Origin of the sequence: Streptomyces sp. NPDC059895 (genome assembly GCF_042731035.1) — a bacterium.
GTDB lineage: Bacteria > Actinomycetota > Actinomycetes > Streptomycetales > Streptomycetaceae > Streptomyces.
Window position 1 is genome coordinate 1 of the sequence record NZ_JBHWKO010000042.1, and the last position, 25833, is coordinate 25833.

A 25833-nucleotide genomic window follows, 5' to 3' on the forward strand; every position below is an offset into this window, starting at 1 on the left:
GAGGAGTAGAGGAGGGTGCCGATGCCGTTGGGTTCGGTGGTGGGGTAGTTGTGGTTGCACCAGTGGAGGTAGTTGACGACTCCGCGGTGTTCGAGCTGGACGCCTTTGGGTTGTCCGGTGGAGCCGCTGGTGTAGATGACGTAGGCGAGGTTGTCGGGGGTGGCGAGGGGGGTGGGGTTGGTGTGGGGGTGGGTGTCGGGCCAGTGGGTGTCGGTGTGGAGTTGGGGGATGTGGTGGGGGAGGTGTTGGCCGATGTCGCGGGTGGTGATGACGAGGGGGGCGTTGGAGTCCTGGAGCATGTAGGTGAGGCGGTCGGTGGGGTAGTGGGGGTCGAGGGGGACGAAGGCGGCGCCGGCTTTGAGGATGGCGAGGATGGTGGTGATGAGGTCGGGGTGGTGGTCGAGGCAGACGGCGATGAGGGTGTCGGGGGTGATGCCTCGGTGGCGGAGGTGGTGGGCGAGTTGGTTGGCGCGTGTGTTGAGCTGGGTGTAGGTCCACTGCTGGGTGCCGTGGGTGAGGGCGATGGCGTGGGGGTGGGTGGCGGTGCGGTCCTCGATGAGTTGGTGGATGGTGGCGGTGTCGGGGTAGGGGCCGGTGCGGCCGTTCCAGTCGACGAGGATCTGCCGGCGCTCCCGCGGGGTGAGCATGTTCAGCTCGGAGAGACGGGCGTCGGGGGTGTCGGCGACGGAGGCGGCCAGGGTGCGGATGTGGCCCGCCATCCGCTCGATCGTCGACCGCTCGAAAAGATCCGTCCGATACTCCAGGACCGCCTTCAAGCCGTCGGCCGACTCCACGGCCGTCAGCGTCAGATCGAACTTGGCCAGCCCCCGCTCGACCTCCACCGGCTCGACGCCGTCCGTCCCCGCGAGCTCCCAGCCCTGGCCGTCCGCGCTGCCCGGGGCCTGGAGGACGAACATCGTCTGGAAGAGGGGATTGCGGGACAGGTCGCGGTCGGGGGCGAGTTCCTCGACGAGGCGTTCGAAGGGGAGGTCCTGGTGGTCGTAGGCGCCGAGGGCGGTGTCCTTGACGCGGGCGAGGAGTTCGGTGAAGGACGGGTCGCCGGACAGGTCGGTGCGCAGGACGAGAGTGTTGACGAAGAAGCCGATCAGGTCCTCGGTCTCGGCGCGGTTCCGGCCCGCGATCGGGGTCCCGACCGCGATGTCGTCCTGGCGGCAGTAGCGGGCCAGGACGATCTCGAAGAGGGACAGGAGCACCATGAACAGACTGGCCCCCTGCGTGCCGGCGGTCGCGCGCAGCCTCTCCGCCACCTCGGCCGGCACCGAGAAGGTGACCACGTCACCGTCGCCGCTCGGGGCGGCGGGGCGCTGGTGGTCGGTCGGCAGCTCCAGCGGCATGACGTGCGCGAGCCGGTCCCGCCAGTAGTCGAGCCGGCGGTCCAGCGCCGGCCCGGTCAGCTGCTCACGCTGCCAGACCGCGAAGTCCGCGTACTGCAACGGCAGTTCGGGCAGGACCGGGGGACGGCCGTCCAGGGCCGCCGCGTACAGTTCGCGTAGCTCACGGGCGAGAATCCCGGACGACCAGCCGTCGGAGACGATGTGGTGGAGCGTCACCAGCAGGAAGTGGTCGTCGTCCGCCATCCGCACCGCGTCGGCGCGCAGCAGCCGGCCCGTGCCCAGGTCGAACGGCCGTCGTGACTCGGTGCGCAGGATCTCCCGCGCCCGGGAGCCGGCGTTCTCCGTCCCCCGCAGGTCGTGCACCGTGACCTCGACCGGCCACGGGGAGCCGACGACCTGCCGCGGTGTGCCGTTCTCGTCCGCCCGGAACGCCGTCCGCAGGACCTCGTGCCGGGCCACCAGCGCCGAGAGGGCCGTGCCCAGCGCGGTGACGTCGAGGGCACCGCGCACGCGCAGGGCCGACGGCACCAGGTACTCGGGGCTGTCGGGGGTCAACTGGTCCAGGAACCACAGCCGCTGCTGTGCGAACGACAGCGGGAGGGGCACGGAGTCGTCCCTCGTGGCGCGTGCCATACGGCTCTCGTCCGCACGCTTTCGCATGCGGGACAGCAGCCGTGCCTCAACCGAATTCTCGCCCATGATGATTCTTCCTCTTCTCTGCACTTCGCGTGGGCACCGGGCCGCTGAATCAGGAAACCTGTTCTTCCCCGTCGAACAATTCGATGATCTGGCGCTTGATACCGACGACCGTCGGCGTCTGGAAGAGCTCGCGCAGACCGATACGGACTCCGGAAACCGTCTCGATCCGGTTCACGAGCTGAATGGCGAGGAGCGAATGCCCGCCGATGTCGAAGAAACCGTCGTGGATTCCGACCCGGTCGGCGCCGAGGACGTCCGCCATGATGCGGGCGATCTCCGCCTCGATCTCGTCGCGCGGAGCGACGCATTCCGTTCCGGCGTCCGCCTCGCCGTCGGGGGCCGGCAGTGCCGCGTGGTCGACCTTGCCGTTGCGGTTGAGGGGGAGCTCCGCCATGGCCACGAACGCGGAGGGCATCATCGCTCGCGGGAGCCGTTCGGCCGCCCACCCGCGCAGACCGGGCGCGTCCGCGGCCGTCCCGGGCGCGGGCACGAAGTACGCGACGAGCCGCTTGTCGCCGGGGGTGTCCTCGCGGACCACGACCGCGCACCCGCCGACCGTCCCGTGCCCCAGGAGCACCGACTCGACCTCCCCCAGCTCGACCCGGACGCCCCGCAGCTTGACCTGCCGGTCGACGCGGCCCAGCAGGTCGAGTTCGCCGTCCTGCGTGAACCGGCCGAGGTCACCCGTGCGGTACATGCGTCCACCGTTGAACGGGTCCGGCACGAACCGCTCCGCGGTCAGCTCGGGGCGGTGGTGGTAGCCGCGGCACACGCTGTCGCCGCCGAGGTACACCTCACCCAGGACTCCCGCCGGGACGGGACTCCGGTCCTGGTCGAGGACGTACACGGTCTGGTTCGCCAGGGGCCGGCCGGCGAGCACCGGACCGCCGGGGTCCGTGCGCGACGCGCGCCAGAACGTGGTGTCCACCGAGACCTCCGTCGCCCCGTACAGGTTGACCAGGTCGCCCGGGAAGCGGTCCAGGAAGCGGCTCACCAGCGTCGGCTGGAGGGGCTCACCGCTCGCGAAGGCGTACCGCAGGTGGGAGCAGTCCTCCGGCCGCACCCGGGACACGAACAGGTCCAGCAGGCTCGGTACGAAATGCAGCCCGACCACCCGGTGCGCGCGCATCAGACGTGACACCTCGGCCATGTCCAGCCGGTCGGACCCGGGCACCAGCACGACGGTCGCGCCCTGCCACAGCGGCCAGAAGATCTCGTACGCCGACACGTCGAACGACAGGGGCGTGGCCTGGAGGAATCCCTCGCCCGGCGCGAGCGGGAACGCGTACTGCATACCGGCGAGGTAGTTCACCACTCCGCGGTGCTCGGCACGCACCCCCTTGGGGCGGCCCGTCGACCCGCTGGTGTAGATGAGGTACGACAGGTCCTGTGGCCGGGCGACGGGCGCCGGGTCGGTGACCGGCAGCCGGTCCGGCAGGTCCGTGTCCCGGTCGACCGCCAGACAGGCCGGCCCCTCCGGGAGCAGTCCGGCGTGTGCCGTGTCGGTGACCACGAGCGGTGCGCCGGAGTCCGCCACCAGATAGGCCAGGCGGTCCGCCGGGTGCTCCGGGTCGAGCGGTACGTACGCGGCGCCCGCCTTGAGGATGCCCAGCAGCGTCCACACCATCGCGGGGGAGCGGTCCAGGCAGACGCCCACCGGTACGTCGGGTCCGATGCCGGGCATCTCGCGCAGCCGGTGGGCGAGCCGGTTGGCGCGCTCGTTGAGCCGGCGGTAGGTCAGGGCCTCCGGCCCGCAGACGACGGCGACCGCGTCCGGCGTGAGCGCGGCGCGCTCCTCGAACAGCCCGTGCAGCGTAGCCGTGTCGGGGACGGGCGCGGCGGTGTCGTTCCAGTCGGTGAGGATGCGGCGACGCTCCTCGTCGCCGAGCATCTCCAGCTCGGACAGGGCCGCCCCCGGGCGGTTCGTGGCCGCCGCCAGCAGGGTCTGGAAGTGCGTGACGAGACGACGGGCGGACGCCTCGGTGAACAGGTCGTCCGCGTACACGACCGCCCCGTCCAAGGTGCCGTCGTCGGCCTCCGCGAGGTACATCGACAGGTCGAACTTGGCGTCGCGGACGGGCGTCTCGACCGGCTCGGCGGTCAGCCCCGGAAGGTTCCAGGCGTCCGCGCCGGGGGTGTTCTGGAGCGCGAACAGGGTCTGGAAGAGGGGGTTGCGGGAGAGGTCGCGGTCGGGGGCGAGTTCCTCGACGAGGCGTTCGAAGGGGAGGTCCTGGTGGTCGTAGGCGCCGAGGGCGGTGTCCTTGACGCGGGCGAGGAGTTCGGTGAAGGACGGGTCGCCGGACAGGTCGGTGCGCAGGACCAGGGTGTTGACGAAGAAGCCGATCAGCTCCTCGGTCTCGGCACGGTTGCGGCCCGCGATGGGGGTGCCGACCGCGATGTCCCGCTGACCGCTGTGGCGGGCGAGGAGCAGCTGGAAGACGGCCAGCAACGTCATGAACAGGCTCGCGCCGCCGTCCGCCGAGACGGCCCTGGCGCGTTCCGCGACCTCGGCGGGCACCGAGAACCGCACGACCTCGCCCCTGCCGGCGCGCTGCGCGGGACGCGGGTGGTCGGTGGGCAGCTCCAACGGCTCCAGGCCCGCGAGCCGCTCGCGCCAGTGGGCCAGTTGGCGTTCCAGCGTCTCGCCGGACAGCCACTCCCGCTGCCACAGCGCGTAGTCGGCGTACTGCACCGGCAGCGGTGCGAGGGACGGCGCGAGAGCTGCTGGTGCGGGGGCCAGTGCGAGAGACGGCGCGAGAGCTGCTGGTGCGGGGGCCGGTGTGAGGGACGGCGTGAGAGCTGCTGGTGCGGGGGCCGGTGCGAGGGACGGCGTGAGCGCCGGTGCGGGGGCCGGTGCCGGTGCGAGAGCTGGTGCGAGGGCCGCTCCCCCCTCGGCGCCCGCGCCCAGCGCCGCCGTGTACAGCTGCGACAGCTCGCGGACCAGCACACCGACCGACCAGCCGTCGAAGGCGATGTGGTGCACGGTGACCGCCAGGACGGACTCGCCCTCGGCCGTCCGCACCAGCACGGCGCGCAGCGGCAGGTCCGCGGCGAGGTCCACCGGGCGCAGGGCGTCGTCACGCAGGACGTCGCCGAGGGCCTCCTCACGGTTCCGTCGGTCCGTGCGGCCGCGCAGGTCACGGACCAGCACCGTCACGGGCGCCGCGGCGTCGACCACCTGGAGCGGGCCGCCCTCCGCGTCCGTGGTGAAGCGGGTCCGCAGGATCTCGTGGCGCGCCACCAGAGCCGTGAACGCGGCGTTCAGGGCCGGCACATCCGGCTCGCCGCGCAGCCGCACGGCGAACGGCAGCAGGTATTCCGCCCGGCCGGGCTCCAACTGGTCCAGGAACCAGAGCCGTTGCTGCGCGAAACTCAGGGGCAGCGGGCGCCCGTCGCGCGGTACCGGCGTGATCCGGGAACCACCGGTGCCGTCCAGGTCCGCCACGGCGGCGGCGAGCAGCGCCGGGGTCGGCGCGCTGAACAGCGTCCGCACCGGGACGTCGACGCCGAGCCGTCGGCGCAGCCTCGACACGACCTGGGTGGCCAGCAGGGAGTGGCCCCCCAGCGCGAAGAAGTCGTCCTCCACACCGATCGTGTCGATGCCCAGCACCTCCGCCCAGACGTCGGCGACGATCCGCTCGGCGTCCGTGCGGGGCGCGACGAACGCCGTGCCCGGCTCGGGCCGGTCCGACGCGGGGGCGGGCAGCGCACGCCGGTCGGTCTTCCCGTTCGGCGTGAGCGGGATCCTCTCCAGCGCGACGAACGCGGCGGGCACCATGTAGTCCGGCAGGTCGCGCCGGAGATGGGCACGCAACGGCCCCGAGCCGACGGGCGTGTCCGCCACCACGTACGCCACCAGGCGCGGGAGGCCGGGGACGTCCTCGCGCAGGACGACGGTCGCGCCGGTCACCGACGGGTGGGTGAGCAGCGCGGTCTCGATCTCGCCCAGCTCGATGCGGTAGCCGCGCAGCTTGACCTGGTTGTCGGCGCGGCCCACGAATTCCAGCCGCCCGTCCGCGTGCCACTTGGCGAGGTCACCGGTGCGGTACACGCGCCGCGGTGTTCCGTCGACCGTGACGGTGGTGAACTTCTCGGCGGTCAGCTGCGCCCGGCCCAGATAGCCCCGGGCCAGTCCCGGGCAGCTGATCCACATCTCGCCCGGGACGCCCACCGGAACGGGGCGGCCGTCTTTGCCGACCACGAACACCCTGGCGTTGTCGACGGGACGGCCGATCGGCACGTAGTCCCCGGGGCCGGTGATCCGGGCGGTCGTGGCCTCCTGCGCGGCCTCCGACGGCCCGTAGCCGTTGACCAGCGGGACGGACGTGTGGCGGAACCACTCCCGCACCTGTTCCCGTTGCAGAGCCTCGCCGCCGAGCCGGACCAGCCGCAGTTCGGGACCGATGGTCTGCGGGCCGTCGAGCTCGGCGACGAGCGCGCCGAACGCCGACGGCGTCAGCCAGGCGACCGTCACCCCGCTGGTGCGCAGCGCCTGCGCCAGCCGGCCCGGGTCCCACGCCTCGTCCCGCAGCACCAGGGACGCACCCGAGGAGAGCGGCGCGAAGATCTGCCCCACGGAGGAGTCGAAGGCGATGGACGCGAACTGCAGGACCCGGTCCTCATGGGTGAACCCCAGCTGCCGCCGGGTCTCCCGCATGCGGGCGCGCAGCGCGCCGTGGGTGATCTGCACGCCCTTGGGACGGCCGGTCGAACCGCTGGTGTAGATCACGTAGGCCAGGTCGTCGGGACCGGGGCGCGGCGCCGGGCCCGTCGCCGGCGGCCCGGCGAGGGCTGCCGGCCAGTCGCCGTCCAGGAGCACCCGCGTGACGCCCGCGGGCAGCCGCCCGGAGTGCGCCCCCTGCGTGACGAGGAGCGGGGCGCCGCAGTCCTCGACCATGTAGGCGAGCCGGTCGGTGGGATACGCCGGGTCCAGCGGTACGTACGCGGCCCCCGACTTGAGGATGCCGAGCAGCGCGCACACCATGTCCGTGCCCCGGTCCAGGCAGACGGCGACCAGAGTTCCCGGCCCGGCGCCCAGGTCGCGCAGCCGGCCGGCTATCAGGCCGGCCCGCTCGTCCAGCTGCCCGTAGGTGAGGGTGTCCGGCCCGCACGTCACGGCGGGCGATCCGGGCCGCAGGGCGGCCTGCTCCTCGAACAGCCGGTGCACGGTGACGCCGTCCGGCGCGTCGGTGTCGGCGCCGTTCCACTCGGTGAGGATCCGCGCGCGCTCGCCGGGGGTCAGCATCTCCAGTGCCGACAGCCGGGCGCCGGGGGTTTCGGCCGCGGAGGCGAGCAGCGTCACGAAATGCCCGGCGAGCCGCACCATCGTGCTCTCGTCGAAGAGGTCGGTGGAGTACACGATCGTGCCGTCCAGGCCGCCGTCGGCCGCCTCGGTCGCGTAGAAGGTGAAATCGAACTTGGACTCCTGGGCCACCACGTCCAGTTGCCGCACGTCCAGGCCGGGCAGGTCCCAGGACCGGCTGTCCGGCGTGTTCTGGAGGACGAACATGGTCTGGAACAGCGGGTTGCGCGACAGGTCACGCTGCGGCGCCAGTTCCTCCACGATGCGCTCGAAGGGCAGATCCTGGTGGTCGTAGGCGCCCAGCGCGGTGTCCTTCACACGCGCCACCAGCTCGGTGAACGTCGGATCACCGGACAGGTCGGTGCGCAGGACGAGGGTGTTGACGAAGAAACCGACCATGTCCTCGATCTCGGCCCGGTTGCGGCCGGCGATCGGCGTGCCGACCGAGATGTCCTCCTGGCCGCTGTAGCGGGACAGCACGACCTGGAACACGGCCAGCAAGGTCATGAACAGGCTCGCGCCCGTCTCGTGCGCCGCCCTGCGGGCACCGTCGGCGACGTCGGCGGGGACCCCGAAGGTGATCATGCCGCCCTTCCCGCTGCGCCGCGCGGGACGCCTGCGGTCCGTGGGCAGCTCCAGGGGATCCGCCCCCGCCAGCCGCTCGCGCCAGTAGCCGAGCTGCTCGTCGAGGACGCCCCCGGTGAACCACTCGCGCTGCCATACCGCGAAGTCCGCGTACTGAAGGGCCGGTTGCGGCAGGTCCGCGTTCGCACCGGTGACGTGCGCCGTGTACAGCGCGGTCAGTTCGCGCGACAGGACCCCCGCCGACCAGCCGTCGAACGCGACATGATGCACCGTCAGCGACAGCAGGTACTCCTCGTCCGCCAGCCGGACCAGCAGCGCGCGCACCATCGGACCGGTGGCGAGGTCGACCGGGCGGAAGCCCTCGGTGTCCACGAGCGAGGTGGCCGCGGTCTCCCGCTCCGCCGCGTCCGTGACAGACCTGAGGTCGTGGACGGCGAGTGGAACCGGCCGCGCCTCGTCCACGACCTGCGAGGGGGCGCCGTCCTCGTCGGTGACGAACCGGGTGCGCAGCACCTCGTGACGGGCGACCAGTTCCGACAACGACGCCTCGAGGGCCGGCACGTCCAGCGGTCCGCGGATGCGCAGCCCCGTGGGGATCAGGTACTCGGCGCGCCCCGGCTCCAACTGGTCCAGGAACCACAGCCGGCGCTGCGCGAACGAGAGCGGCAGCGCGCGCCCGTCCCGGACGGCCGGCCGGATCCCCGTCTCCTCGTCCGGCTCGGCCGATACCGTCACCGGGCCGGTGAGCTCGCCGAGGTCCATGTCCGCCGACTCGAAGAGCCGACGGGCCCGCTGGAGCGCCTCCTCGGCGAGGAAGGACGCCACGGAGCGAACGGTCAGCGGCGCGGAAATCGCCCCGGCGTGGAATTCTGAACCGAATTCCTCCGCGACACGAAGCGCCATTTCCGTGGCCCGGGCCTGTGTGCCGCCCAGGTCGAAGAAGTCCTTCTCCGCCTCCGTCACCCGGGCGCCGAGCACCGATTCCCACAGCGCGGCGATACGGGCCTCCGCCGGCGACAGGCTCTCGTGCGCCGCTTTCCGGCCGGCGGCCGGGGCCACCATCGGATTCGTAGTCATGCGTCCACCAGTTCCTCGTCGTCTGCCCGTGTCGGAAAAGGCCTTCGGGTGCTCAGCCGATCTCGATGCTGGCAGGACGAACCGGACGAGAAAACTGGGTACTTCTGCCCGACGGGACGTGGACACTTGTGCCCGCCGGGACGTGGACACTTGTGCCCGACGGGAGGTGGATACGTGTGCCCTGACGGGACGTGGACACACGTGCCCGCCCGGACACGGACACGTGTGTCCTGACGGGACAATGGACACTCGTGCCCTGACGGGACAATGGACACTCGTGCCCTGACGGGACAATGGACACTCGTGCTCTGACGGGACATGGACACTTGTGCCGGCCGTGACGCGGGCACATCCGCTTCGGGCAGGCGCGAGGGCGGACCGCGGGGTGGGGCGGGGTAGGCCCGGGCGGCACCCCCGGGTGCACCGCCCCCCCCCGCCCCCCCCCTGGAGCGGGGTGGGGCGGGGAACCGCGGACCGCACCCCTCGCCCCCCCCCCCCACCCGGGCCCGCCCCGTCAGACGGCGGCCGGTACCGAGGGCTCGCCGGCCGAGCTCTGCGCGGGCACCTGCGGCGACTTCACCGCCGTACCGTCGGGGGACTCGCCCTCGGCCACCGTCCGCTTGCGCATGCCGGACCACTCGCGGCTCATGCCCGGCACCGCGATGGCGACGAGGTAGAGGCCGCCCACGATCCACAGCGCCGCGGACGTCCCGGTCGTCGTCACCAGGGCCGCACCCAGCAGCCCGCCGAACGGAATGCCCGCCCACGTGACGGCCTGCGCCAGCGTCTTGACCCGGCCCAGCAGCGGCGTCGGAATCAACTCGTACGTGACGGCGCCCACGATCGGGTTGACGAAGCCCGACCCGAGACCGCCCACGGCGAGCACCACGAGGACCACCCACAGCGGGGCACCCGACGCCATCACGGCGAAGCGCGGCACGCCGCCGAGGGTGAAGCCGATCAGGTAGACGGTGCGGCGCGGGAGCCGCTCGGCCACCCCCGCCGCCACGAGCGCGGCGACGATGGAGGTGGCCGCGAAGACGCTGACGGCCAGGCCGATGGCCTCCGGCCCGTTGCCCGTCTCCTTGGCCCACACCGGCAGCAGCACCGACATGAACGCCTGGTCGAGCAGGTTCGTCATCGCCAGCATCCCGACGATGGAACGCAGCAGCCGGGCGTCACGCAGGAACTCCGCGCCCTGCCGCAGGCGGGACAGATAGCCGTCGGCCTCCTCCACCGGTGTCTCGTGCGCCTCGGGCACCGGGTCGGTGAGGGTCGTGGACACCACCAGCGCGGACAGGGCGAACAGGGCGGCGGTGACCCACAGCGCGTACAGGCTGCCGAAGGCGGTGACGACCACGCCGGCCAGGGCGGGGCCGATGGTGGTCGCGGTGCGTTCCACCGCGGCCGACAGACCGGTGCCCCGTTCGATGGGGACGCGGGCCGCGCGGGTGGCCGCGGGGACGAACAGTCCCTTGGCGCCGTTGGCCGGACCGTCGGCGGCGCCTACGACCGCGAGCAGCGCCAGTAGCAGACCGAACGACAGGTTGCCGGTGAGGTAGAGCAGCGGCGCGATGACCATCGCCGCGGTGGAGGCCAGGTCTCCCGCCACGCTGATCCGCTTGGGGCCGAGCCGGTCGATGAGCGGACCCGCCAGCGCCTGGGCCACCACGTACGGCACGATCTGGCAGAAGGCCACCAGGCCGGTCTTGCCGACGCTGCCGGTGGTCGTCAGCACGAACCAGGGCAGGGCGATCGACAGCACCCGGTTCGCCGACAGGGCGGCGGCGTTGGCGGCGAGCATGCCGATCAGGCCGCGCAGGATCCGGGGCCCGGCGTCCGGGTCGCCGGGAGCGGGCGACTTGGCGTTGGTGTCCACGGCCGGGCCGGCGGTGGTCTGCTGGTGGGGGGAGGTCATCTTCTCACTCCGTGTCGGTGGGATGGGTGACGTGCCGGTCCTCGCTGGTGGGGAACATCTGGAACTGGAAGCTGACCCGGGCGGAGCCCTCGGGAATCGGCGAACCGCCGGGTACGGAGGCGGTGTTGCGCCGCCTGAGCAGTCCGTGGATCTCCGTCATGAGGTCCTTCGCCTCGGCGGGGGTGAGCGTGAGCGCGTAGTCGCCGAAGTCCTGCGCGTCGCGCCACTCGGCCGACAGCGCGGGCGTGGCGTCGATGGCCCCCGCCATGGCGTCGGCCCAGACCCGGCCCAGCGCCCGCAGGTACTCGACCCCGATCCCGTCGCCGCCCAGGGCGTCGTCGTCCGGAACGACGGTGTTGGCGTGAGCCGCCTGCCACCACCGCTCGCGGCGGCCTCCCCGTGACGGCGCCTCGACGATGAACCCGTACTCGGCGAGCTGGCGCAGGTGGTAGCTGGTGGCGCCGGTGTTCAGATCCAGCCGCCGGGCCAGGGTGGTCGCGGTGGCGGGGCCCTCCGTCCGCAGGGCCGTCAGGATCCGCACCCGCAGTGGATGGGCGATGCCGCGAAGGTTACGGGCCGTCAACTGCACCTGGGGGGACTGCGCTTCCGGTTGTTCCATGCCCTTCACGATAAGACAGCACAGACTTCTGTGCATAGAGATCTGTGCACAGAAGTCTGTGCAATCTGGCGGCAGTTGCTGACAGGCGCCTACGGTGCACATCCGCATCCGCATCCGCATCCGCGTGCCGGCCCGCGCCGCGACCGGATTGACCTCCCTCACGGAAGCGCTCGGACATCCCCTACGGCAGATCCTCGTCCACATCTAGCGCCGCATCGCGGATGCGCCACTCCGCCAGATAGCCACCTGTAGAATCTGAACGTGTTCAATGTCGTATGCGGGCGGGCCGGCGGAGCCTGGATACGGTCGGCCGCCTGGGCGTGTAAGGGAGGGGGGTGCGTGGGCAGAAAGGTCTGGCGGTCGGCTGCTTTCGCAGTGGTGGCGATGACGATGACGATGACCGTGTCCTGTGGGTGGGCGGCAGGGATCCATGCCGCAGAAGTCCCCGCGGATCAGGTGGAGGGGCGATGGGTCAACGAGGCGGGCACGTCCCTGACCTTCCGCGCGGATCACACCTTCACCAGCGTGCACTTCGACCACTATCCCGTCGCATCAGACTGCAGCGCCCCTTCGGCCCTGTCTTCCGGCCGCTGGGCCTTCTATGCCCCCGCGGAAACCGGCGGAAGCCGCACTCCTGACGAGACCGCCGCACGCGGCAGCACGCTGGCACTGACCTTCGCCACCGACGGCTGCACAGTGGACGCCTACCTCTTCGGGGACGAAGGCGACCCGGGAATGTGCCCGACCGATGACCCGGATGACGGCTGCCCTGCAACCGGATACCTGAACCGGACCAACCAGGCCAATAAGGCGCTCGGGGTCGGGTGATTCCTTCCAGGTCTTGGTGTGCTGGAAGGTGATGCCTGTCGCCGGAGAAGGCACCGTAAGGCTTCCCGGCCGATGCGGACGACGTGTCCGTGCACGCGGCTCAGGTGGGCGGCGAGTTCACGGATCGACCATCGGTGAAGGGCTGGCCGAGCTCGGTGGGATGGGTGGTGGCCGTCTGGACGGCGAAGTCCTCGTCGTCAGGGGTGAGCAGGCGGGGACGGCCTCCCGCCCACCGAGGGGCCAGGCAGGCCGGACCAACTGGTTGATCCGGTTCTGGTGTGTCACGCACGCATCGGCAGCCGGACGGCGGGCGGTAGGGGGACCGCGTCGGCGTCTGCCCGGAACGACTGGATGAACAGCGCCGCGAGTCGGCGTGTCGCCGCCGCTTGCGCCGTGGGTGAGCTCGCGCGGATGCCGTGACCCGCTTGCAGGGTGAGGACGATGTCCTCCAGGACGATGTCCGCCCGCAGCTCGCCGCTCTCCTTGGCACGTCGGATCAGCTCCAGCAGTCCGCGCACCGTCCGGTCGTGGTCGGCGGTGAACTCCGCGCTGCGGGCGAGCCGCGCGAGGATGGTCCGCACCCGCGGGTCGCCGCCGTGCGCTGTCACGAGTTTCTCGATCACCAGTGACAGCCCCTGCCACGGGTCCCTCGCCGCGAGACCTTCCTCGACGACCCTCGAGCACAGGGCCATGTCCTCGGCGAAGGCCGCCGTGAACAACGCCTCCTTGGTCGGGAAGCGCCGGTAGACGGTGGCGGCGCCGACCTGGGCGCGCCGGGCGATCTCCCGCACCGGCACGGAGAAGCCCTCGGCGGTGAAGGCCAGCCGGGCCGCCGCCAGGATGCGGTCACGGTTGTCGTCGGCGTCTGAACGCAACTGATTCACTCTGGTCGCCACCGCTCTCACTTTAGTGGGGTGGGAGAGGCGATCCGTTTACGTTCGAGCCATGAGAGCAGTTCAGTTTGCCGAGTACGGCCCGCCCAGCGTCCTGCGGATCGTCGAGGTACCGCAACCTCACGCGGGCCTGGGGGAGATCCGGATCGCCGTCCGCGCCTCGAGCGTGTCACCGGGAGAGGTGCGTATCCGGTCCGGGGCGATACGCGAGGTGTTGCCGACGGTCTTCCCGGCCCGGACCGGCTACGAAGCCGCAGGCGTGGTGGACGAGGTGGGTGAAGGCGTGTCCGGCGTCCACGTCGGGGACGAGGTGTTCGGCGCGGTCCCGAGCACCGACCGCGGTGCCAACGCCGACCATGTGGTCCTCACCGTGTGGGCGCGGAAGCCGGCCGCGTGGACGTGGGAGGAGGCGGCCGGCGCGACGGGCGCCGTGGAGACGTCCTTCCGCGTCCTGGACCGGCTTGCGGTGACCTCCGGGCACACCGTGCTGGTCCAGGGCGCGGCGGGCGGGACCGGCTCCGTCGCCGTCCAGCTCGCGGTCGTGCGCGGCGCCACTGTGATCGGCACCGCGAGCGAGCACAACCACGACTTCCTGCGTTCCCTCGGCGCGGAGCCGACGACCTACGGGCCGGGACTGGTGGAGCGGGTCCGCGCACTGGCCCCGTCCGGTGTGAACGCGGTGTTCGACTGCGCGGGCGGCGCGCTGCCCGACCTGGTCGCCATCGCCGGGGACCCAGCCCGCGTGGTGACGGTCGCCGACATCACCGCCGCCGCCCACGGCGTGCACATGTCGCACACATCGCCGAGTACGGCCCTGGGCCCTGCCGACCCGCCCGCGGTGCACGGCCTGGCGATCGCGGTCGAGCTGGCTGAACAGGGCCGGTTGCGGATCCCCGTTGCGGGGGCGTTTCCCCTCGCCGAGGTCGCAGCCGCCCACGCGCTGAGCGAAAGCCGCCACGCCCGCGGCAAGATCGTACTGCTGCACTGAACGTCCGTGCGGACCACCGCACCCATTGCGCGGTGCGGATCGGGGCGTCGATGCCGGCTTCGAGGAGGTGCGCGGTGAACGCGAAAGACGTGTATTGACCGGGTTCAACCAGTGGATGCAACACCGGCTTATGTGATCGATAGTAGATGGTCGTTGAGGGCTTCGGCGGGTGTCTTCCAACCGACCGTTTCGGTCTCGGGCGGCGGATCCCGCGCAGGGGTCCGCCGCCGTAGTGGGTGGGGCCGTAGTGGGTGGATAGAGGGACGTGGAGAAGGTGACGGACGCGCCCGCGCTGCGGCGGCCGGCCGACGAAGAGGTCTGTGGACGCAGGGTGCCGGACCCGTTTCGGTGGCTGGAGGACGACGGCGCGGCGGAGTGCGGGCAGTGGCTGCGTGAGCAGCAGCGCCTGTTGGACCGGACCGTCCCGGCCTGGCGGACCAGGCCGGCGTTTCGTGCGCTGCTCGACGAGCTGACGGGCACCGGAGGTGCCGCGGTGCCCGTGGTGTCGGCTCCCGTACTCCGCGGCCGGCGGCGGTTCTTCCTGCGCCGGCGTGCCGGGCAGGAGCTGCCCGTGCTGGTCACCGCGAGGGAGGGGGAAGACGTCGAGGCCGGGCAGGTGGTCCTCGATCCGATGCGCCTTGATCCGTCGGGACGTACGACCTTGTCGGCGTGGCGCCCGTCGTGGTCCGGTCGGCTGCTCGCCTTCCAAGTGGCCGTCGGCGGCGCGGAGGAGCCCGTCCTGCGGGTCATGGACGTGACGGAGGGCCGGATGGTCGACGGGCCGCTCGCACCGGGACGGCCCAGCGCCGTCGCCTGGCTCACCGACGACACCGGCTTCTACTACGTGACCGGGAAGGCCGGCGAGGCCCGCCGGGTGAGGCTGCACCGTATCGGAGATGACCCCGCACACGATCCGGTCGTGTTCGAGACGGCGATGCGGCACCTGTCCGTCCGGCTCGGTCCGGAGGGCCGCTGGCTGACGATCAGCGCCGCGCCCGGCGCCCAGACCGGCAACGTCCTGCACCTCGCCGACTTGGCCACCGGCCCGGCCGGCCGACGTGGACTCGCGGCCCCTCAGCCGGTGGTGGTCCACGACGGAACGGTCGACGGCAGCAGCGCCCTAATCAGAACAGGCCCCCGGGGTCTTCTCTACGGCATCACCAACGCCGGCGCCCCGCGCGGGCGGGTGTGCCTCATCGACCCGGCCGATCCGCGCTCAACGGCCTGGACCACCCTTGTCGAGCCAGGCCCCGACAATCTGCTGTCCGCCTGCACCGCCCTGACCGACCCCGGCACCTCCGCGGTGAGACTGCTGGTGAGCACCGTCACCAACGGCGTCCCGCGCCTTTCCCTGCACGACCCGACGGGACGGCTCCTCGCCGACATCCCCGCCCCGGGGCGCGGTCCGGGCACCGTCAGCGCACCGAGCACACCGCCGGGGGACACCGACCGCGTCTGGTTCACCTACACCGACTTCACCACCCCGCCCGCCGTCCACCGGCTCACCCTGCCGCACGGACAGCGCCGGCCCGAGACCGGACTCGCGCCCGCGCCGAGCGCCTCCTCGGCCCGGCCGCGCGCATCCGGGCACCAGGACCCTGACGTACGGCAGGTCACCTACCGCTCCGAGGACGGCACACCGGTCGGCCTGTACCTCATCGGCGCACCGGACGACCCCGACCAGCTCGCCACCCTGCTCAGCTACTCGCCCTACCACAACGTCCGCCCCGGCACCCCCTACCCTACCGTCCTCCTCACCAGCCCCCGCACCGATCCCCGAGTCGGCGCCGCCCACATGCGCAAATTCGCCGCCGCGCTCCAGCAGGCCACCACCTCCGGCAAACCCGTCCTCCTGCGCACCGAGGACGGTGTCGGCCACGGCCCCCGCGCCGCCTCCCGCTACGCCTGCCTCCACAGCGACGCCCTCGCCTTCTGCGCACACCACACCGGCCTCCTCCCACCCGGCGACGGACAGGCAACCTGGTGAACAGCCGGCCCTGCGGGCCTTCTCGGCTCGGAGAAGAGGCGCCGTCTGGCGATCGCGTGGTCTTTCGGCTGCTTCTACAGTGTCCCTGGGTGAAGGGGTCGGGCAGGGATCGGTAGAGATCAGAAGGGTTGGCTCAAGGACATGACGCAGTTCGAGCGGCTGGCGGACCTGAAGCCTGTCCACCAGCGTCTGGCTGCCGTCCTGGCCCTGTGGCGGTGGCGCGGGCCAGTACTCGCGTTCGAGCTCGATGCGCAGTGGGGCGTCGACCAGGCCGCGCTGGAGTCGCTGTTCTTTCTGGCAGCATCACCTGCTGGTGAACAGTCGGATCGCGCATACCGGCGAGCAATCGCCAAGCTGTGCATCGCCCCGCTCTTCACGTCTGAAGTCGACCCGGACACGATCCAGCTCTTCCAGTTGGAGACCATCAGCAGCCTGCTGACCTTCGGCGAGTTGCTGGACAAGCCTGGCCTGGACGAAGCAGAGCGAGTGGTCGAAGCCTCGGCCGGCCTGGCGAACCACCTCGACGACCTCGTCGAGGGCTCGTTCTACTCCCACCCCTCGGAGGAAGCCCACCGCCAGTACCTCGCCTACCAGGCGGAGCGGGCGAGCGAGGGCTATTTCGCGTCGCGCAACTTCGCAGTCGAGTCCGCCTGCCACAGCGCTCTCCGGGCACTCCCCGATGCCGCGGGGCTGCTCGACTCGTCCACCGGTCGCGAGTTGCTCGCGCTGTGCGAAGACTTCAGCGAAGAGCTTGTCACAACGATGCGGTGGCTCCGCACGACGGGTCACTTAGTAGGACTCCGTTAGGTTGCTCTGGCTCTTGGGTTCTGGCTGGTGGCGGAGGTTCTGGGCAGGGGGCGGTGGCAGGTGGTGCAGGTGCCGGTCCAGCAGCTCAGCAGGTCCTGGAGGGCGTCGAGGGTCTGGTAGAGGGTGAGTCCGCTGTATCGGCTTTCGTGGCCCCTCAGGCTTCAAAGGGCATGCGTTCTTCGAACCGGAGACCGGCCTGTTCACCGCCGTTGCCCTGACCAGCGGCCACGGTCCCGGCAACCACGAGGCCGCCGTTGCCTGCGATCTACTGGCCGACGAGGACGGCGAGTTGACGCGTGGACGGGACCGGGACCGGCACGCAAGACCGGGACAACAGGGCCTCCCTGCACTTCGAGTTGGCTTCGCAACCCTCGTGCTGCACCGGAGGCCCTGCTTTCATGCGCCCACCCGGCCAAGGTCACCCGACCAGGGATCCCGTTCGATCAGAACCGTCCTTGTAATCGGTAGGACAACGGCTTCTGACGCCACACCACTGAAAAACCCACGACACCCATCCGTGATTGCGCGGGCCCCGACCGGAACTTCATGGTTCCGCGCCTCACCACGTCCATGGCAGATACCTCAGGTGATCAGGCCGGCGCTGGTGAGCCAGATGTGTTCGCATGTCGCCGATGCCTCCTGCAGCTTCTCGCGGGATTCCTGTGAGGCGTGGTAGAAGGTCCGCTCGATCATCCAGCACAGGGCGCGTGCCATCGCTGAGGCCTGGTCCGGTGCGGCGCCGGCCTGGATGCCGGCGCGTTCCAGGACGGCGGTGATGGCCGCGATGAACAGGTCAGCCGTGTGATTCCACAGCTCGCCGATCTCCGGCACGGTCAACGACAGGTCGATCGCCGTGCGCATGACCAGGCCGTGCTCGTTCCACAGCTCGACCGTGCGCTGCATGGCCGCCGCGATGGCCTGGCGTGGCTCGTCCGTCTGCGCGGTGGCCCGGGACCGTTCCCACAGGTGCTCGACGGTCCGGGCGACGAGTGCCGTGACCACTTCTTGCTTGGAGCCGAAGTAGAAGTACAGGGCACCACGCGTGATCCCGGCCCCCTGGGCTACGTCGCCGACGGTCATGGCGTCGTAGCCCTTGTGCGCCAGCAGGGCCTCACAGGTGTCGAGAATGGCCCGCTCCCGGACATCCCCCTTGCGCTCGGTGGTGCGACGGCCGTGCGCGGAATGGTGGTCAGGTGTCACAGCTGAGCACCCTCGGTGAAGTCGGTCGTACGGGAAAGCGCCTCCCACGCACGGATGTTCTCGTCCACCGCCGTGCGCGCGGCCGTGACCAGCCGCAGCGCGTCCGAGCCCAGGACGAGGTGGGCCGGCGGCTGCTCGACCGACGCGATGTGCACGATCGCTTCCCCGGCCCTGGCCGGATTGCCCAGCTGGTTCCCGCTGGCCTTCTGCCGCGCTTCGCGGATGGGGGCGAACAGCTCGTCGTAGTCGTCGACGGTCCGCGCGGCGCGCGTCATGGACCGTCCGGCCCAGTCGGTGCGGAAGGAGCCGGGCTCGATCGCCGTCACATGGATCCCGAACTGCGCGACCTCCTTGCCCAGCGCCTCCAGGATGCCTTCCAGGGCGAACTTGCTGCCGCAGTAGGCGGACATGCCGGGCACGGCCATCAGCCCGCCCATGGAAGTGACGGCCATCAGGTGTCCGCGGCGGCGCCGGCGCATCTGGGGCAGCGCCGCCTGCAGGGTGGCCACCGCCCCGAACACGTTGACCTCGAACTGCCGCCGCACCTCGGCCAGCGGGGTCTCCTCGAAGGTCCCCTCCAGGCCGTAGCCGGCGTTGGCGACGACGACGTCCAGAGGACCGACGCTCCGCTCCACCTCCGCGACCGCGACGGAGACGGCCTCATCGTCCGTCACGTCCAGGATGCGGCCGTGAGCGTACCCGGGGTTTAGCCCTTCGAAGGCCCGCAGGTCCTCCTCGGAGCGGACCGTGCCGACCACGGTGTGCCCGGCGGCCAGGGCGGCTTGCGCGAACGCGCGCCCCAGGCCCGTGCTGACGCCGGTGATGAGCCAGTTCTGCTTTTGCACTGTTCCTCCAGCAAGGTCTTGCGAGGAGCCGGACCGCTCCCTCCAGTAGAAAGTCTACACAGTGTCGATTTTTATCGTTACCACGTCGATTCTGGTGGCGCTCACGGGGCAGACTCCTCAAGGTCGACCACCGGCGAGGTCCAGGCCCACCTGACTGAGGTCTATGGCGCCGAGGTCTCCCGGCAGACCACGGCGTCGCGGGCGGGACGAGCGCGAGTGATCTCCTCCAAACGCAAACCGCACCCAGCCGTCGAGGGCCCGGCGGCGGGTGCGGTGGGTGTCGTGGTGAAGTCCGGTCGGCCTGCGCGTGCCTCGCCACCGGGCAAGGCATGGGCAGAGCGACCGGAGCGTGAAAAAGGCCCGCACCCTGGCGGGGTTGGTGGGTCCGCACGGTGGTGGCGTTGGAGGAGTCGCGCGTCAGGGGCGGGTGTGAATGCCGATGCCGCCGGAGACGGTGAGGTTGTCGCCGGTGATGTAGCTGGCGGCGTCCGAGGCGAGGAAGGCCACGGCCTCGGCGATGTCGGCGGCAGCGCCGACGCGTCCGAGCGGGATGTCCTGGCCCCAGGAGTCGATCGTTTCCTGGGAGATGCCCATCTTGCTGTAGGCGGAGGTGTTGATCACTCCTGGGCTGATGGCGTTGACGCGGATGCGGCGGGGGGCGAGTTCGAGCGCGAGGGACCGCACGAGAGGCAGCAGGGCGCCCTTGGCGGCTGTCATGGCGGCCCCCATCCCTTCACCGGCGCCCACGGTGAACACGATGGAGGCGCCTTCGCTGAGGAGCGGGAGTGCCTTTTGCAGGGTGAAGAAGTTGCCCTTGACATTGATGTCGAACAGGGCGTCGAAGGTGTCTTCGTCAGTTGATTCGATCGGGCCGGGGCGGGAGATGCCCGCGTTGAGGAAGAGCAGGTCGAGGGAGCCGAACTGCCGGCGTGCCCGGTCTATTGCCTGGTCGATGTCCGGCAGGGACCGTGCGTCGGCCTGCACGACTGTGATGTCTTCGGGAAGCCCGGTGGCTGCGAGATTGTCGAGGCCGGTGACCATGACGCGGTAGCCGCGGGTGTGGAGCAGTTCAGCGGTCGCTTTGCCGATGCCGCTGGTTCCGCCGGTGATCAAAGCTGCAGGTGCGGACATGATGCGTTCCTTTGCGGGGTTCCTGGGAGGTAGAGGGGGAATCGCTGGGCGGTTAAGGCTGTGGGCGAAGGAGTGCGCGGCAACGACCACTTGGATGAGAAGGAAATCCGCTCGCGTAGTTGAGCGCAGATCGGTTCCTCCACGTCGGAGGGTGTGCGGTGTGGAGTGGCTCGGGGCCGGCTCGTGCGGTCGCACAGGCCCGCATCGCCCCCGGCCCGCCAGCGCCGAACCCACGTGTGGGCCGTAGCCCGGGAGATGCCCATCTCGTCAGCGACGTGGGCGACGCGACGTCTGGCCCGGACACGGTCGACCAGGAGTCGGCGGCCGTGAACGGTCAGCCGGGCGTAGGAATGTGAGACCAATGCCCTTGCGGTCATTCGACCGTGATGATGAGCTTGCCGCCCTTGGGCGTGCCGTTGCGTTCGAGCTCTGTGAGCGCCGCGATTGCTCCTGCGAGTGGCACCGTGCGGGCGATCGGCACCCGCAGTGTGCCGCGACCAGCGGCGCGCGCGACCTCCGCGAGGTCCTCCGTGACGGGTCTGGTGATCAAGACATGGTACGGGCCTGGCAGCGCGCTCTTCGCGATGTTCACGGGGGTGGGGTGGATGCTGACGATGCGTCCGTCTGGCTTCAGCATCTTCTTCGCTGCGTCGGTCGGGAGCGTGCCGGCAGTGTCGACGACGAGGTCGAATCGGCCGCTGAGCGCCGTCGGGTCGAAGTCGAATTCGACGATCGGGTCGAGACCGAGGTCGCGCGCGTCTTGCGTGGCGGTGGCGCGGCAGCTGCCTCCCACTGAGGTGCCGTGCGTCAGCGCGATCTGGGCGGCGGCTCGGCCGACTCCCCCGAGGCAGCCGTTGATGAAGACCGATTGCCCGGACCGCAGTTTTCCCTTCTTGAGCACGGCTTGGAGCGCGGTGAGGCCAACGGTCGGGATGGCGGCGGCTTCCTCGAAGGAGAGTTCCGCGGGTTTCTGCACAACCCCTCTCTCCGCGGCCAGGACCATTTCGGCGAAGGCTCCCGATGCTTTGATCGACGCCCCGCCGAGCACTTCGTCGCCGACGGCGAGCCGAGTGACGCCCTCGCCTACCGCTTCGACGACGCCCGCGAAGTCGTAGCCCAGAGCGCGCGGGAACTTCCGCCCGGTCACCATCCTCATGGCGCCGCTGCGGATACCCCAGTCCATCGGATTGGCCGCGGCGGCCCGCACGCGGACCAGAACCTCACCGGAACCGGGGCGAGTCGGCTCGAAATCCTCCAGACGCATAACTTCGGGTCCGCCGTACTGGTGGTACTGGATGCGCTTCATCGTGCCTCCACAAGTGATGTCATCGAATGACGTCACGCTATCACAGTGATGTCATCGAGTGACATCGTGGCGAGCGGAGCGGGGTGTCACGAGGTGACATCACCTACACTCCCGGTATGGGACGGTGGAAACCTGGGGCCGGTGACCGGCTGCGCGAGGCCGCGCTGTCGCTCTATCTCGAGCGCGGCTTCGAGCAGACGATGGTGGCGGACATAGCCGAGCGGGCGGGCGTCACCGCCCGCACGTTCTTCCGGCACTTCGCCGACAAACGCGAGGTCCTCTTCGCCGATTCCCATGCCCTGGAAGAGAAGGCGCTGGCTGCCCTCGATGGAATGCCGGCCACGACGTCGGCGCTGGATGCTGTCACGGCCGTACTCGAAACCGTGGCCCAAATGGTGGGTGGCGACCGTGAGCTCGCCCGGAAGCGACAGACCGTGATCATGGCCAACGCCGATCTCCGCGAACGCGAGTTGATCAAGCTCACATCCCTGTCGGCCGCCCTGGCCGACAGGTTGCGACAGCGAGGCATCGGCGACATCGAGGCCAGCCTGGCCGCCGAGACCAGCATCGCCGTGTTCCGCGTCGCCTTCTCGCGATGGGTCACCGCCACCGAGGACCAAGTCTTGCAAGACATCATTCGCGAGACGTTGGACCGACTGCGGGCCCTGGCCGCCAGCGGCTGAACCACATTCCGGCTTGCCCACGCCCGTCAACGTTGAACAGCCACTCCTCGCCCGCTCGCCATCCGTCGACAATGCTCGTGGTCAATACGGCTGGCACACCAGCCGTAGACCCTGCTGAGGTTCGGGGCAAGCCGGTCGGGTGGGCGTCGGGGCCGGCTACGGTCCGGCCGTGCCGGCGGAGTTCCTGACTGATGAGCAGGCCGAGGTGTACGGGACGTTCACCGAGGTGCCCAGGCGTCCGGAGTTGGAGCGGTTCTCCTTCCTCGAAGATGACGACCGTGATCTGATCGCGCTGCGCCGTACGGACGCGCACCGCGGAAGAAACGGGTGCTGCTGCCGGGCGTCTCGGTGCCGGCCCGGCAGGTGTCGGAGGCGCGTACGGCGGCCGCGCGGCGGCTGTACGAGGCGGTGACGCGGGCCGCACACCGGGCCGAACCCGCTCTCGCGCCGGTCCTGGCTCAGCTGCTGGTGGTGCCGCAGAACAAGCGGGTCCCGGAGCTGGAGCGGCTGCGTACGCCGCCGCGCTGTGGGTGCGGTGGAGGAGGCCGTGCCGCGTACGGCGGTGGCCTCGGCGGTCGCGTCGTGACTCAGGATGCGGAGAGCAGCTGTCCGCCTCAGCCATGTGAGCCGCCGAAGCATGCCGGCCTGGTCAAGACCGAGGCGCGAGGAGCAGTGGGGCCGGGCAGGTGGTGTCCTGCCCGGCCCCACCGTGTGCCCCATGACCGCCGCATCCCCGAGCCGCGGGGCAGATGCCGCCAAGGCTCAGGCGGATACCCGGGCACTGGCCGTTCCCGTGGTCAGCGCGCGCGGCGCCGGCCCGTGAAGCGCACCCGCCCCGGCAGGATCAGTAGCAGAAGGCTGTAGTACTGCAGCACCGGCACGGCGAGGGCGAGGGCGAACGCGACGACCACGGCGATGACGTTGCTGTAACTGTCGGTGTACAGGTGCGCGATCCTCCGGCGGGTCTCTTCGCCATTGCCCTCGACCATCCCCGGGTTGCTCTTCAGGACCTTCAACATGGCGAGCCGGCACACCATGCCGACCAGGAGCACCGCGTAGTAGAACGCCGCCACGAACCGGTCGCGGCCGAAGGCGCCGATCATCTCCGTCGGGAGTGGGAGCACGACGACCGACAGCAGCCACCCCATGTTCCACACCGTCAGGGAGCGGGTGGCCGTACTGACCGTCGAGAAGGTCCGGTGGTGCTCCTGCCAGATGTTCGCAATGACCGCGAAGCTGAGCAGGAAGCTCCAAATCTGGTCGAGGTGACCAGTGATCACCTCGCTGGCGCCCTCGTGGGCGGACGCGGCCTCGGGGACGAGGTCCACCAGCGGAAGGATCAGAAGAGTGATGGAGATCGCGGTCACCGCGTCGGTGAACAGCACCAGCCGCTCCCCCGAGACACCCCCCTCGCCCCTGTCCGGCGCGGGAACCGACGGCTCTCCCGGGCCGACCCGTCCCGTGCCGGTCTCGTCGATGACGCCCTTGCCACCCATGTGTTTGCACCTCTCTCTTGTCATGCCCGCCGCGCCTGCCGTCGCTGCCGGACCCTGCTGGTCATGGACACTCCGACGAACTGCGCGAACTCCACCCATGGCGACAGCGAGCAGCTGACAGAGTCCGCAGCCGCTGCCGCTACGCACAGGGTCATCCCGTCGAGGCACGGGTGATGGGGGCGTTCGGATCATCAATTGGTTCTTCAAGGTCAATCTTTGGTGAGTCCTCGAGGAGTCTGGCTCTCCGGCTGTCGCCGCCTGCGCCGACGCTACGAGCGCAAGCCCGAGCACTTCCTCACCTTCACCGCCATAGCCACCAGACTGATCAGCTACCGCCGCCCACTCACCAACTGAAACCACGTCTTAGCCGGGAAGACGGGTGAACTCATTGCGCAGGTCGGCGACGAGGCCGTTGCCGACGAGCTGCGCGTGCTCCACCCCAGCCACTGTCATGAGTTGGCGGCCCGCCATGCAGGACGCAGCTGCCCACTTGGCCCGCGGGGGGCGAACAGCGTCAGCCGTTCTTCGAACGCCGAGTCGTCGTGCACCGCCCGGTCCGACAGGCCGATGCACCGGTCGATCGTGGTGTCCGTCATTTCGCGGCGGCTCCCCCGGTGGTGGTCGCCGCCGTTTCCAGGAGCTCTGGATCGAACAGTGTGCCGGGGTGACGCAGCATGTAGGAGACGTTGTTGAAGGCCCGCGACACATCCGCATCGACGAGGGCGGCGCCGGCGATCTGCTCCGTGATCCGGCGCTGCTGCCGCACTTCCTCCGGCACCTCGGTACCGTGCTCGGCGTCGATGCGGGCGGCGTCACCTCCCGCGGACACGGCCCAGGCCGCGTCAACGACCACCTGCTGCAGACGGAAGAACTCCGTGGCCGCTTTGTCGAGGTCGGTACCGCTGTCGAGGTAGGAGGCCAAGCAGGAGGCGTGCAGAGCGGCGGAACTCATGCCCTGGCCGTAGACCGGGTTGAAGGAGGCCACAGCGTCCCCCATGCTGACCAGACGCGCCGGCAGGCGGCCTGCTTCGGTGAAGTGACGACGTCTGTCGTCCGCTTGGCGGTACGTCACCACGTCACGGGTGACGCCGCCACTGGTGATGTCGCTGAAGATCGCGGGCAGCGCGGCACAGTGCGCGCGGAACTCGTCGATCGTCCTGCCGGGCCGGTTGTCACCGTAGCCCATCAGCATGACGAGCCACTGCTGCTCTTCGATCGCGGTCGCCGCCGCGACGGACACTCCGCCCGACGGGTACTGCGGCGTGAACAGTTGCAGTACGGTCGCCACTTCCAGCTCCGGGAACTTCAACGGGCGCTCGAACAGTGCGGTCGCGTAGTTGACCGGGGATTCCAGCCGTTCGAGCCGGGGCTGATCGTAACCGTCCTGCCTGAGCCAGTTCGACAGCCTGCTGGAGCGTCCCATCGCGTCCACGACGAAGTCCGCCGCGAGGTCCCCCTCCGCCCGCTCTCCCTGATCTCCATTCCCAGGCCCGGCGAAGCGCACGCCGGCGACGGCGCCGTCGCCGTATCGCAACCCGGTCGCCTGCGCCCGCAGGACCGAGACGTTGGGCAGGGCGGTGACCCGGGCCCGGACGAGACTCTCCAGCAGAGGACGCCCGACCGCGAGGAACTGGTGGTCCACGCCGTCCGGCGCCTGCCGGATGTCGTCGTAGCCGACAAACTGCTTGTCGGGTCCGACGAGCGACGCGCCCCGGTCCTGCGCCTCCTGCGAAACGCCGGGAAGCCACCGCTCGATCCACAGCCGACCGGCCGGCAGCAGTGTATGCACCTGCTGGTCCTGGGGCACCCCGGAGCGCGACTCGGCCTCCGCCGATGTGTCGTCGGGCTCGACGATGACGACCTCGCGCGCGCGGTCGGAGAGCACCCGTGCCGCGAGGAGCCCCGCGATGCTCCCGCCCATCACGCACGCCGTGTCGAACAGAACGGGTACGTCGTGCGGTGGCTCAGCGCCAACCAGACTCTCGAAGAGAGTCACCACGGATTCGGACACCGAATACTCCAGTTGGTGAGTCAAACAGACCTGGACAGGCGGATCAGCGCCCAGGCAGTCGTTACCAGGGCCCCCAAGGTCCGGCAGAAACCTGCTCATCCGG

17 protein-coding genes and 4 pseudogenes are annotated in these 25833 nt (G+C 70.5%); 7 read left to right on the top strand and 14 right to left on the bottom strand.

Translation table 11 applies throughout. The features are described from left to right. The 4 genes from ACFV9M_RS33030 to ACFV9M_RS33045 all read right to left on the bottom strand — a co-directional run. A partial coding sequence (locus tag ACFV9M_RS33030) for a condensation domain-containing protein (protein ID WP_385102608.1) occupies positions 1-2054 on the bottom strand: 2054 nt, incomplete at its 3' end. Between the two features lie 49 nt (positions 2055-2103). Next, positions 2104-9018, bottom strand: coding sequence for an amino acid adenylation domain-containing protein (locus ACFV9M_RS33035; protein WP_385079351.1), 6915 nt, complete (start codon positions 9016-9018; stop codon positions 2104-2106). A 514-nt stretch (positions 9019-9532) separates the two neighbouring features. After that, complete coding sequence (locus ACFV9M_RS33040) at positions 9533-10936, bottom strand: MFS transporter (protein ID WP_385071914.1); 1404 nt, start codon at positions 10934-10936, stop codon at positions 9533-9535. A gap of 4 nt (positions 10937-10940) precedes the next feature. Continuing rightward, a complete protein-coding gene (locus ACFV9M_RS33045) occupies positions 10941-11555 on the bottom strand; it encodes an ArsR/SmtB family transcription factor (RefSeq protein ID WP_385071911.1) in 615 nt (204 codons plus the stop codon). 339 nt (positions 11556-11894) lie between these two features. On the opposite strand from ACFV9M_RS33045, the gene ACFV9M_RS33050 reads away from it, so the two are divergent. After that, positions 11895-12383, top strand: coding sequence for a hypothetical protein (locus ACFV9M_RS33050; RefSeq protein WP_385071926.1), 489 nt, complete (start codon positions 11895-11897; stop codon positions 12381-12383). Here ACFV9M_RS33050 and ACFV9M_RS33055 read toward each other — a convergent pair. Next, positions 12369-12672, bottom strand: a pseudogene (locus ACFV9M_RS33055) (transposase); the annotation flags it as partial. The gene ACFV9M_RS33050 and the pseudogene ACFV9M_RS33055 sit on opposite strands and share 15 nt — an antisense overlap. Beyond that, the gene (locus tag ACFV9M_RS33060; RefSeq protein WP_385071908.1) at positions 12665-13279 is read right to left on the bottom strand and encodes a TetR/AcrR family transcriptional regulator; all 615 of its coding nucleotides are present in this window, start codon (positions 13277-13279) and stop codon (positions 12665-12667) included. The gene ACFV9M_RS33060 and the pseudogene ACFV9M_RS33055, both read right to left, overlap by 8 nt. 49 nt (positions 13280-13328) lie before the next feature. On the opposite strand from ACFV9M_RS33060, the gene ACFV9M_RS33065 reads away from it, so the two are divergent. The 3 genes from ACFV9M_RS33065 to ACFV9M_RS33075 all read left to right on the top strand — a co-directional run bounded on the left by ACFV9M_RS33065 (position 13329) and on the right by ACFV9M_RS33075 (position 17058). Then, entirely contained in the window at positions 13329-14264 is a 936-nt protein-coding gene (locus ACFV9M_RS33065) for an NADP-dependent oxidoreductase (protein ID WP_385071906.1), read from the top strand. A 265-nt stretch (positions 14265-14529) separates the two neighbouring features. Further along, positions 14530-16251: a prolyl oligopeptidase family serine peptidase gene (locus tag ACFV9M_RS33070; RefSeq protein ID WP_385071903.1), complete on the top strand. Its 1722-nt coding sequence runs from the start codon at positions 14530-14532 to the stop codon at positions 16249-16251. Between the two features lie 141 nt (positions 16252-16392). Beyond that, the gene (locus tag ACFV9M_RS33075; RefSeq protein WP_385071900.1) at positions 16393-17058 is read left to right on the top strand and encodes a hypothetical protein; all 666 of its coding nucleotides are present in this window, start codon (positions 16393-16395) and stop codon (positions 17056-17058) included. Between the two features lie 582 nt (positions 17059-17640). On the opposite strand, the gene ACFV9M_RS33080 is transcribed toward ACFV9M_RS33075, so the two are convergent. The 5 genes and pseudogenes from ACFV9M_RS33080 to ACFV9M_RS33100 all read right to left on the bottom strand — a co-directional run bounded on the left by ACFV9M_RS33080 (position 17641) and on the right by ACFV9M_RS33100 (position 21540). Continuing rightward, the gene (locus ACFV9M_RS33080) at positions 17641-18258 is read right to left on the bottom strand and encodes a TetR/AcrR family transcriptional regulator (protein WP_385071898.1); all 618 of its coding nucleotides are present in this window, start codon (positions 18256-18258) and stop codon (positions 17641-17643) included. Beyond that, positions 18255-19103 (bottom strand): oxidoreductase, encoded by an 849-nt coding sequence (locus ACFV9M_RS33085; protein ID WP_385071896.1) that lies wholly within the window; start codon positions 19101-19103, stop codon positions 18255-18257. Before ACFV9M_RS33085 ends, ACFV9M_RS33080 begins: the two co-directional genes overlap by 4 nt. Positions 19104-19520: 417 nt before the next feature. Further along, positions 19521-20234 carry an SDR family NAD(P)-dependent oxidoreductase gene (locus ACFV9M_RS33090; RefSeq protein WP_385071893.1) on the bottom strand — a complete coding sequence of 238 codons (714 nt, stop codon included), beginning with the start codon at positions 20232-20234 and terminating at the stop codon, positions 19521-19523. A gap of 107 nt (positions 20235-20341) precedes the next feature. Beyond that, positions 20342-20611: pseudogene (locus tag ACFV9M_RS33095) on the bottom strand (leucine zipper domain-containing protein); the annotation flags it as partial. Continuing rightward, positions 20608-21540 (bottom strand): NADP-dependent oxidoreductase, encoded by a 933-nt coding sequence (locus tag ACFV9M_RS33100; RefSeq protein ID WP_385071890.1) that lies wholly within the window; start codon positions 21538-21540, stop codon positions 20608-20610. The gene ACFV9M_RS33100 and the pseudogene ACFV9M_RS33095, both read right to left, overlap by 4 nt. Before the next feature lie 116 nt (positions 21541-21656). Between ACFV9M_RS33100 and ACFV9M_RS33105 the strand changes: the two genes are divergently transcribed. Both ACFV9M_RS33105 and ACFV9M_RS33110 read left to right on the top strand, forming a co-directional pair. Then, entirely contained in the window at positions 21657-22223 is a 567-nt protein-coding gene (locus ACFV9M_RS33105; RefSeq protein WP_385071887.1) for a TetR family transcriptional regulator, read from the top strand. Positions 22224-22392: 169 nt separating this feature from the next. Then, a pseudogene (locus ACFV9M_RS33110) lies at positions 22393-22745 on the top strand (hypothetical protein); the annotation flags it as partial. Between the two features lie 275 nt (positions 22746-23020). Here the strand turns inward: ACFV9M_RS33110 and ACFV9M_RS33115 are convergent. After that, positions 23021-23719, bottom strand: a complete 699-nt coding sequence (locus ACFV9M_RS33115; RefSeq protein ID WP_385071885.1) for a TMEM175 family protein — start codon at positions 23717-23719, stop codon at positions 23021-23023. 237 nt (positions 23720-23956) lie between these two features. Between ACFV9M_RS33115 and ACFV9M_RS33120 the strand changes: the two are divergent. Beyond that, positions 23957-24073, top strand: a pseudogene (locus ACFV9M_RS33120) (IS5/IS1182 family transposase); the annotation flags it as partial. Between the two features lie 95 nt (positions 24074-24168). Here ACFV9M_RS33120 and ACFV9M_RS33125 read toward each other — a convergent pair. Together ACFV9M_RS33125 and ACFV9M_RS33130 are read right to left on the bottom strand one after the other, a co-directional pair. Further along, complete coding sequence (locus tag ACFV9M_RS33125) at positions 24169-24315, bottom strand: hypothetical protein (protein ID WP_385071883.1); 147 nt, start codon at positions 24313-24315, stop codon at positions 24169-24171. Further along, complete coding sequence (locus ACFV9M_RS33130) at positions 24312-25829, bottom strand: FAD-dependent oxidoreductase (RefSeq protein ID WP_385071881.1); 1518 nt, start codon at positions 25827-25829, stop codon at positions 24312-24314. The genes ACFV9M_RS33125 and ACFV9M_RS33130 overlap by 4 nt, the downstream gene beginning before the upstream one ends. Between the last annotated feature and the right edge of the window lie 4 nt (positions 25830-25833).

Bases quoted from the DNA above. Each gene is read 5' to 3' on its own strand.
- ACFV9M_RS33115 (WP_385071885.1), bottom strand. From the start codon at position 23,719: ATGGGTGGCAAGGGCGTCATCGACGAGACCGGCACGGGACGGGTCGGC.
- ACFV9M_RS33035 (WP_385079351.1), bottom strand. From the start codon at position 9,018: ATGACTACGAATCCGATGGTGGCCCCGGCCGCCGGCCGGAAAGCGGCG.
- ACFV9M_RS33040 (WP_385071914.1), bottom strand. From the start codon at position 10,936: ATGACCTCCCCCCACCAGCAGACCACCGCCGGCCCGGCCGTGGACACC.
- ACFV9M_RS33090 (WP_385071893.1), bottom strand. From the start codon at position 20,234: ATGTCCGCACCTGCAGCTTTGATCACCGGCGGAACCAGCGGCATCGGC.
- ACFV9M_RS33105 (WP_385071887.1), top strand. From the start codon at position 21,657: ATGGGACGGTGGAAACCTGGGGCCGGTGACCGGCTGCGCGAGGCCGCG.
- ACFV9M_RS33125 (WP_385071883.1), bottom strand. From the start codon at position 24,315: ATGACGGACACCACGATCGACCGGTGCATCGGCCTGTCGGACCGGGCG.
- ACFV9M_RS33130 (WP_385071881.1), bottom strand. From the start codon at position 25,829: ATGAGCAGGTTTCTGCCGGACCTTGGGGGCCCTGGTAACGACTGCCTG.
- ACFV9M_RS33065 (WP_385071906.1), top strand. From the start codon at position 13,329: ATGAGAGCAGTTCAGTTTGCCGAGTACGGCCCGCCCAGCGTCCTGCGG.
- ACFV9M_RS33075 (WP_385071900.1), top strand. From the start codon at position 16,393: ATGACGCAGTTCGAGCGGCTGGCGGACCTGAAGCCTGTCCACCAGCGT.
- ACFV9M_RS33100 (WP_385071890.1), bottom strand. From the start codon at position 21,540: ATGAAGCGCATCCAGTACCACCAGTACGGCGGACCCGAAGTTATGCGT.
- ACFV9M_RS33045 (WP_385071911.1), bottom strand. From the start codon at position 11,555: ATGGAACAACCGGAAGCGCAGTCCCCCCAGGTGCAGTTGACGGCCCGT.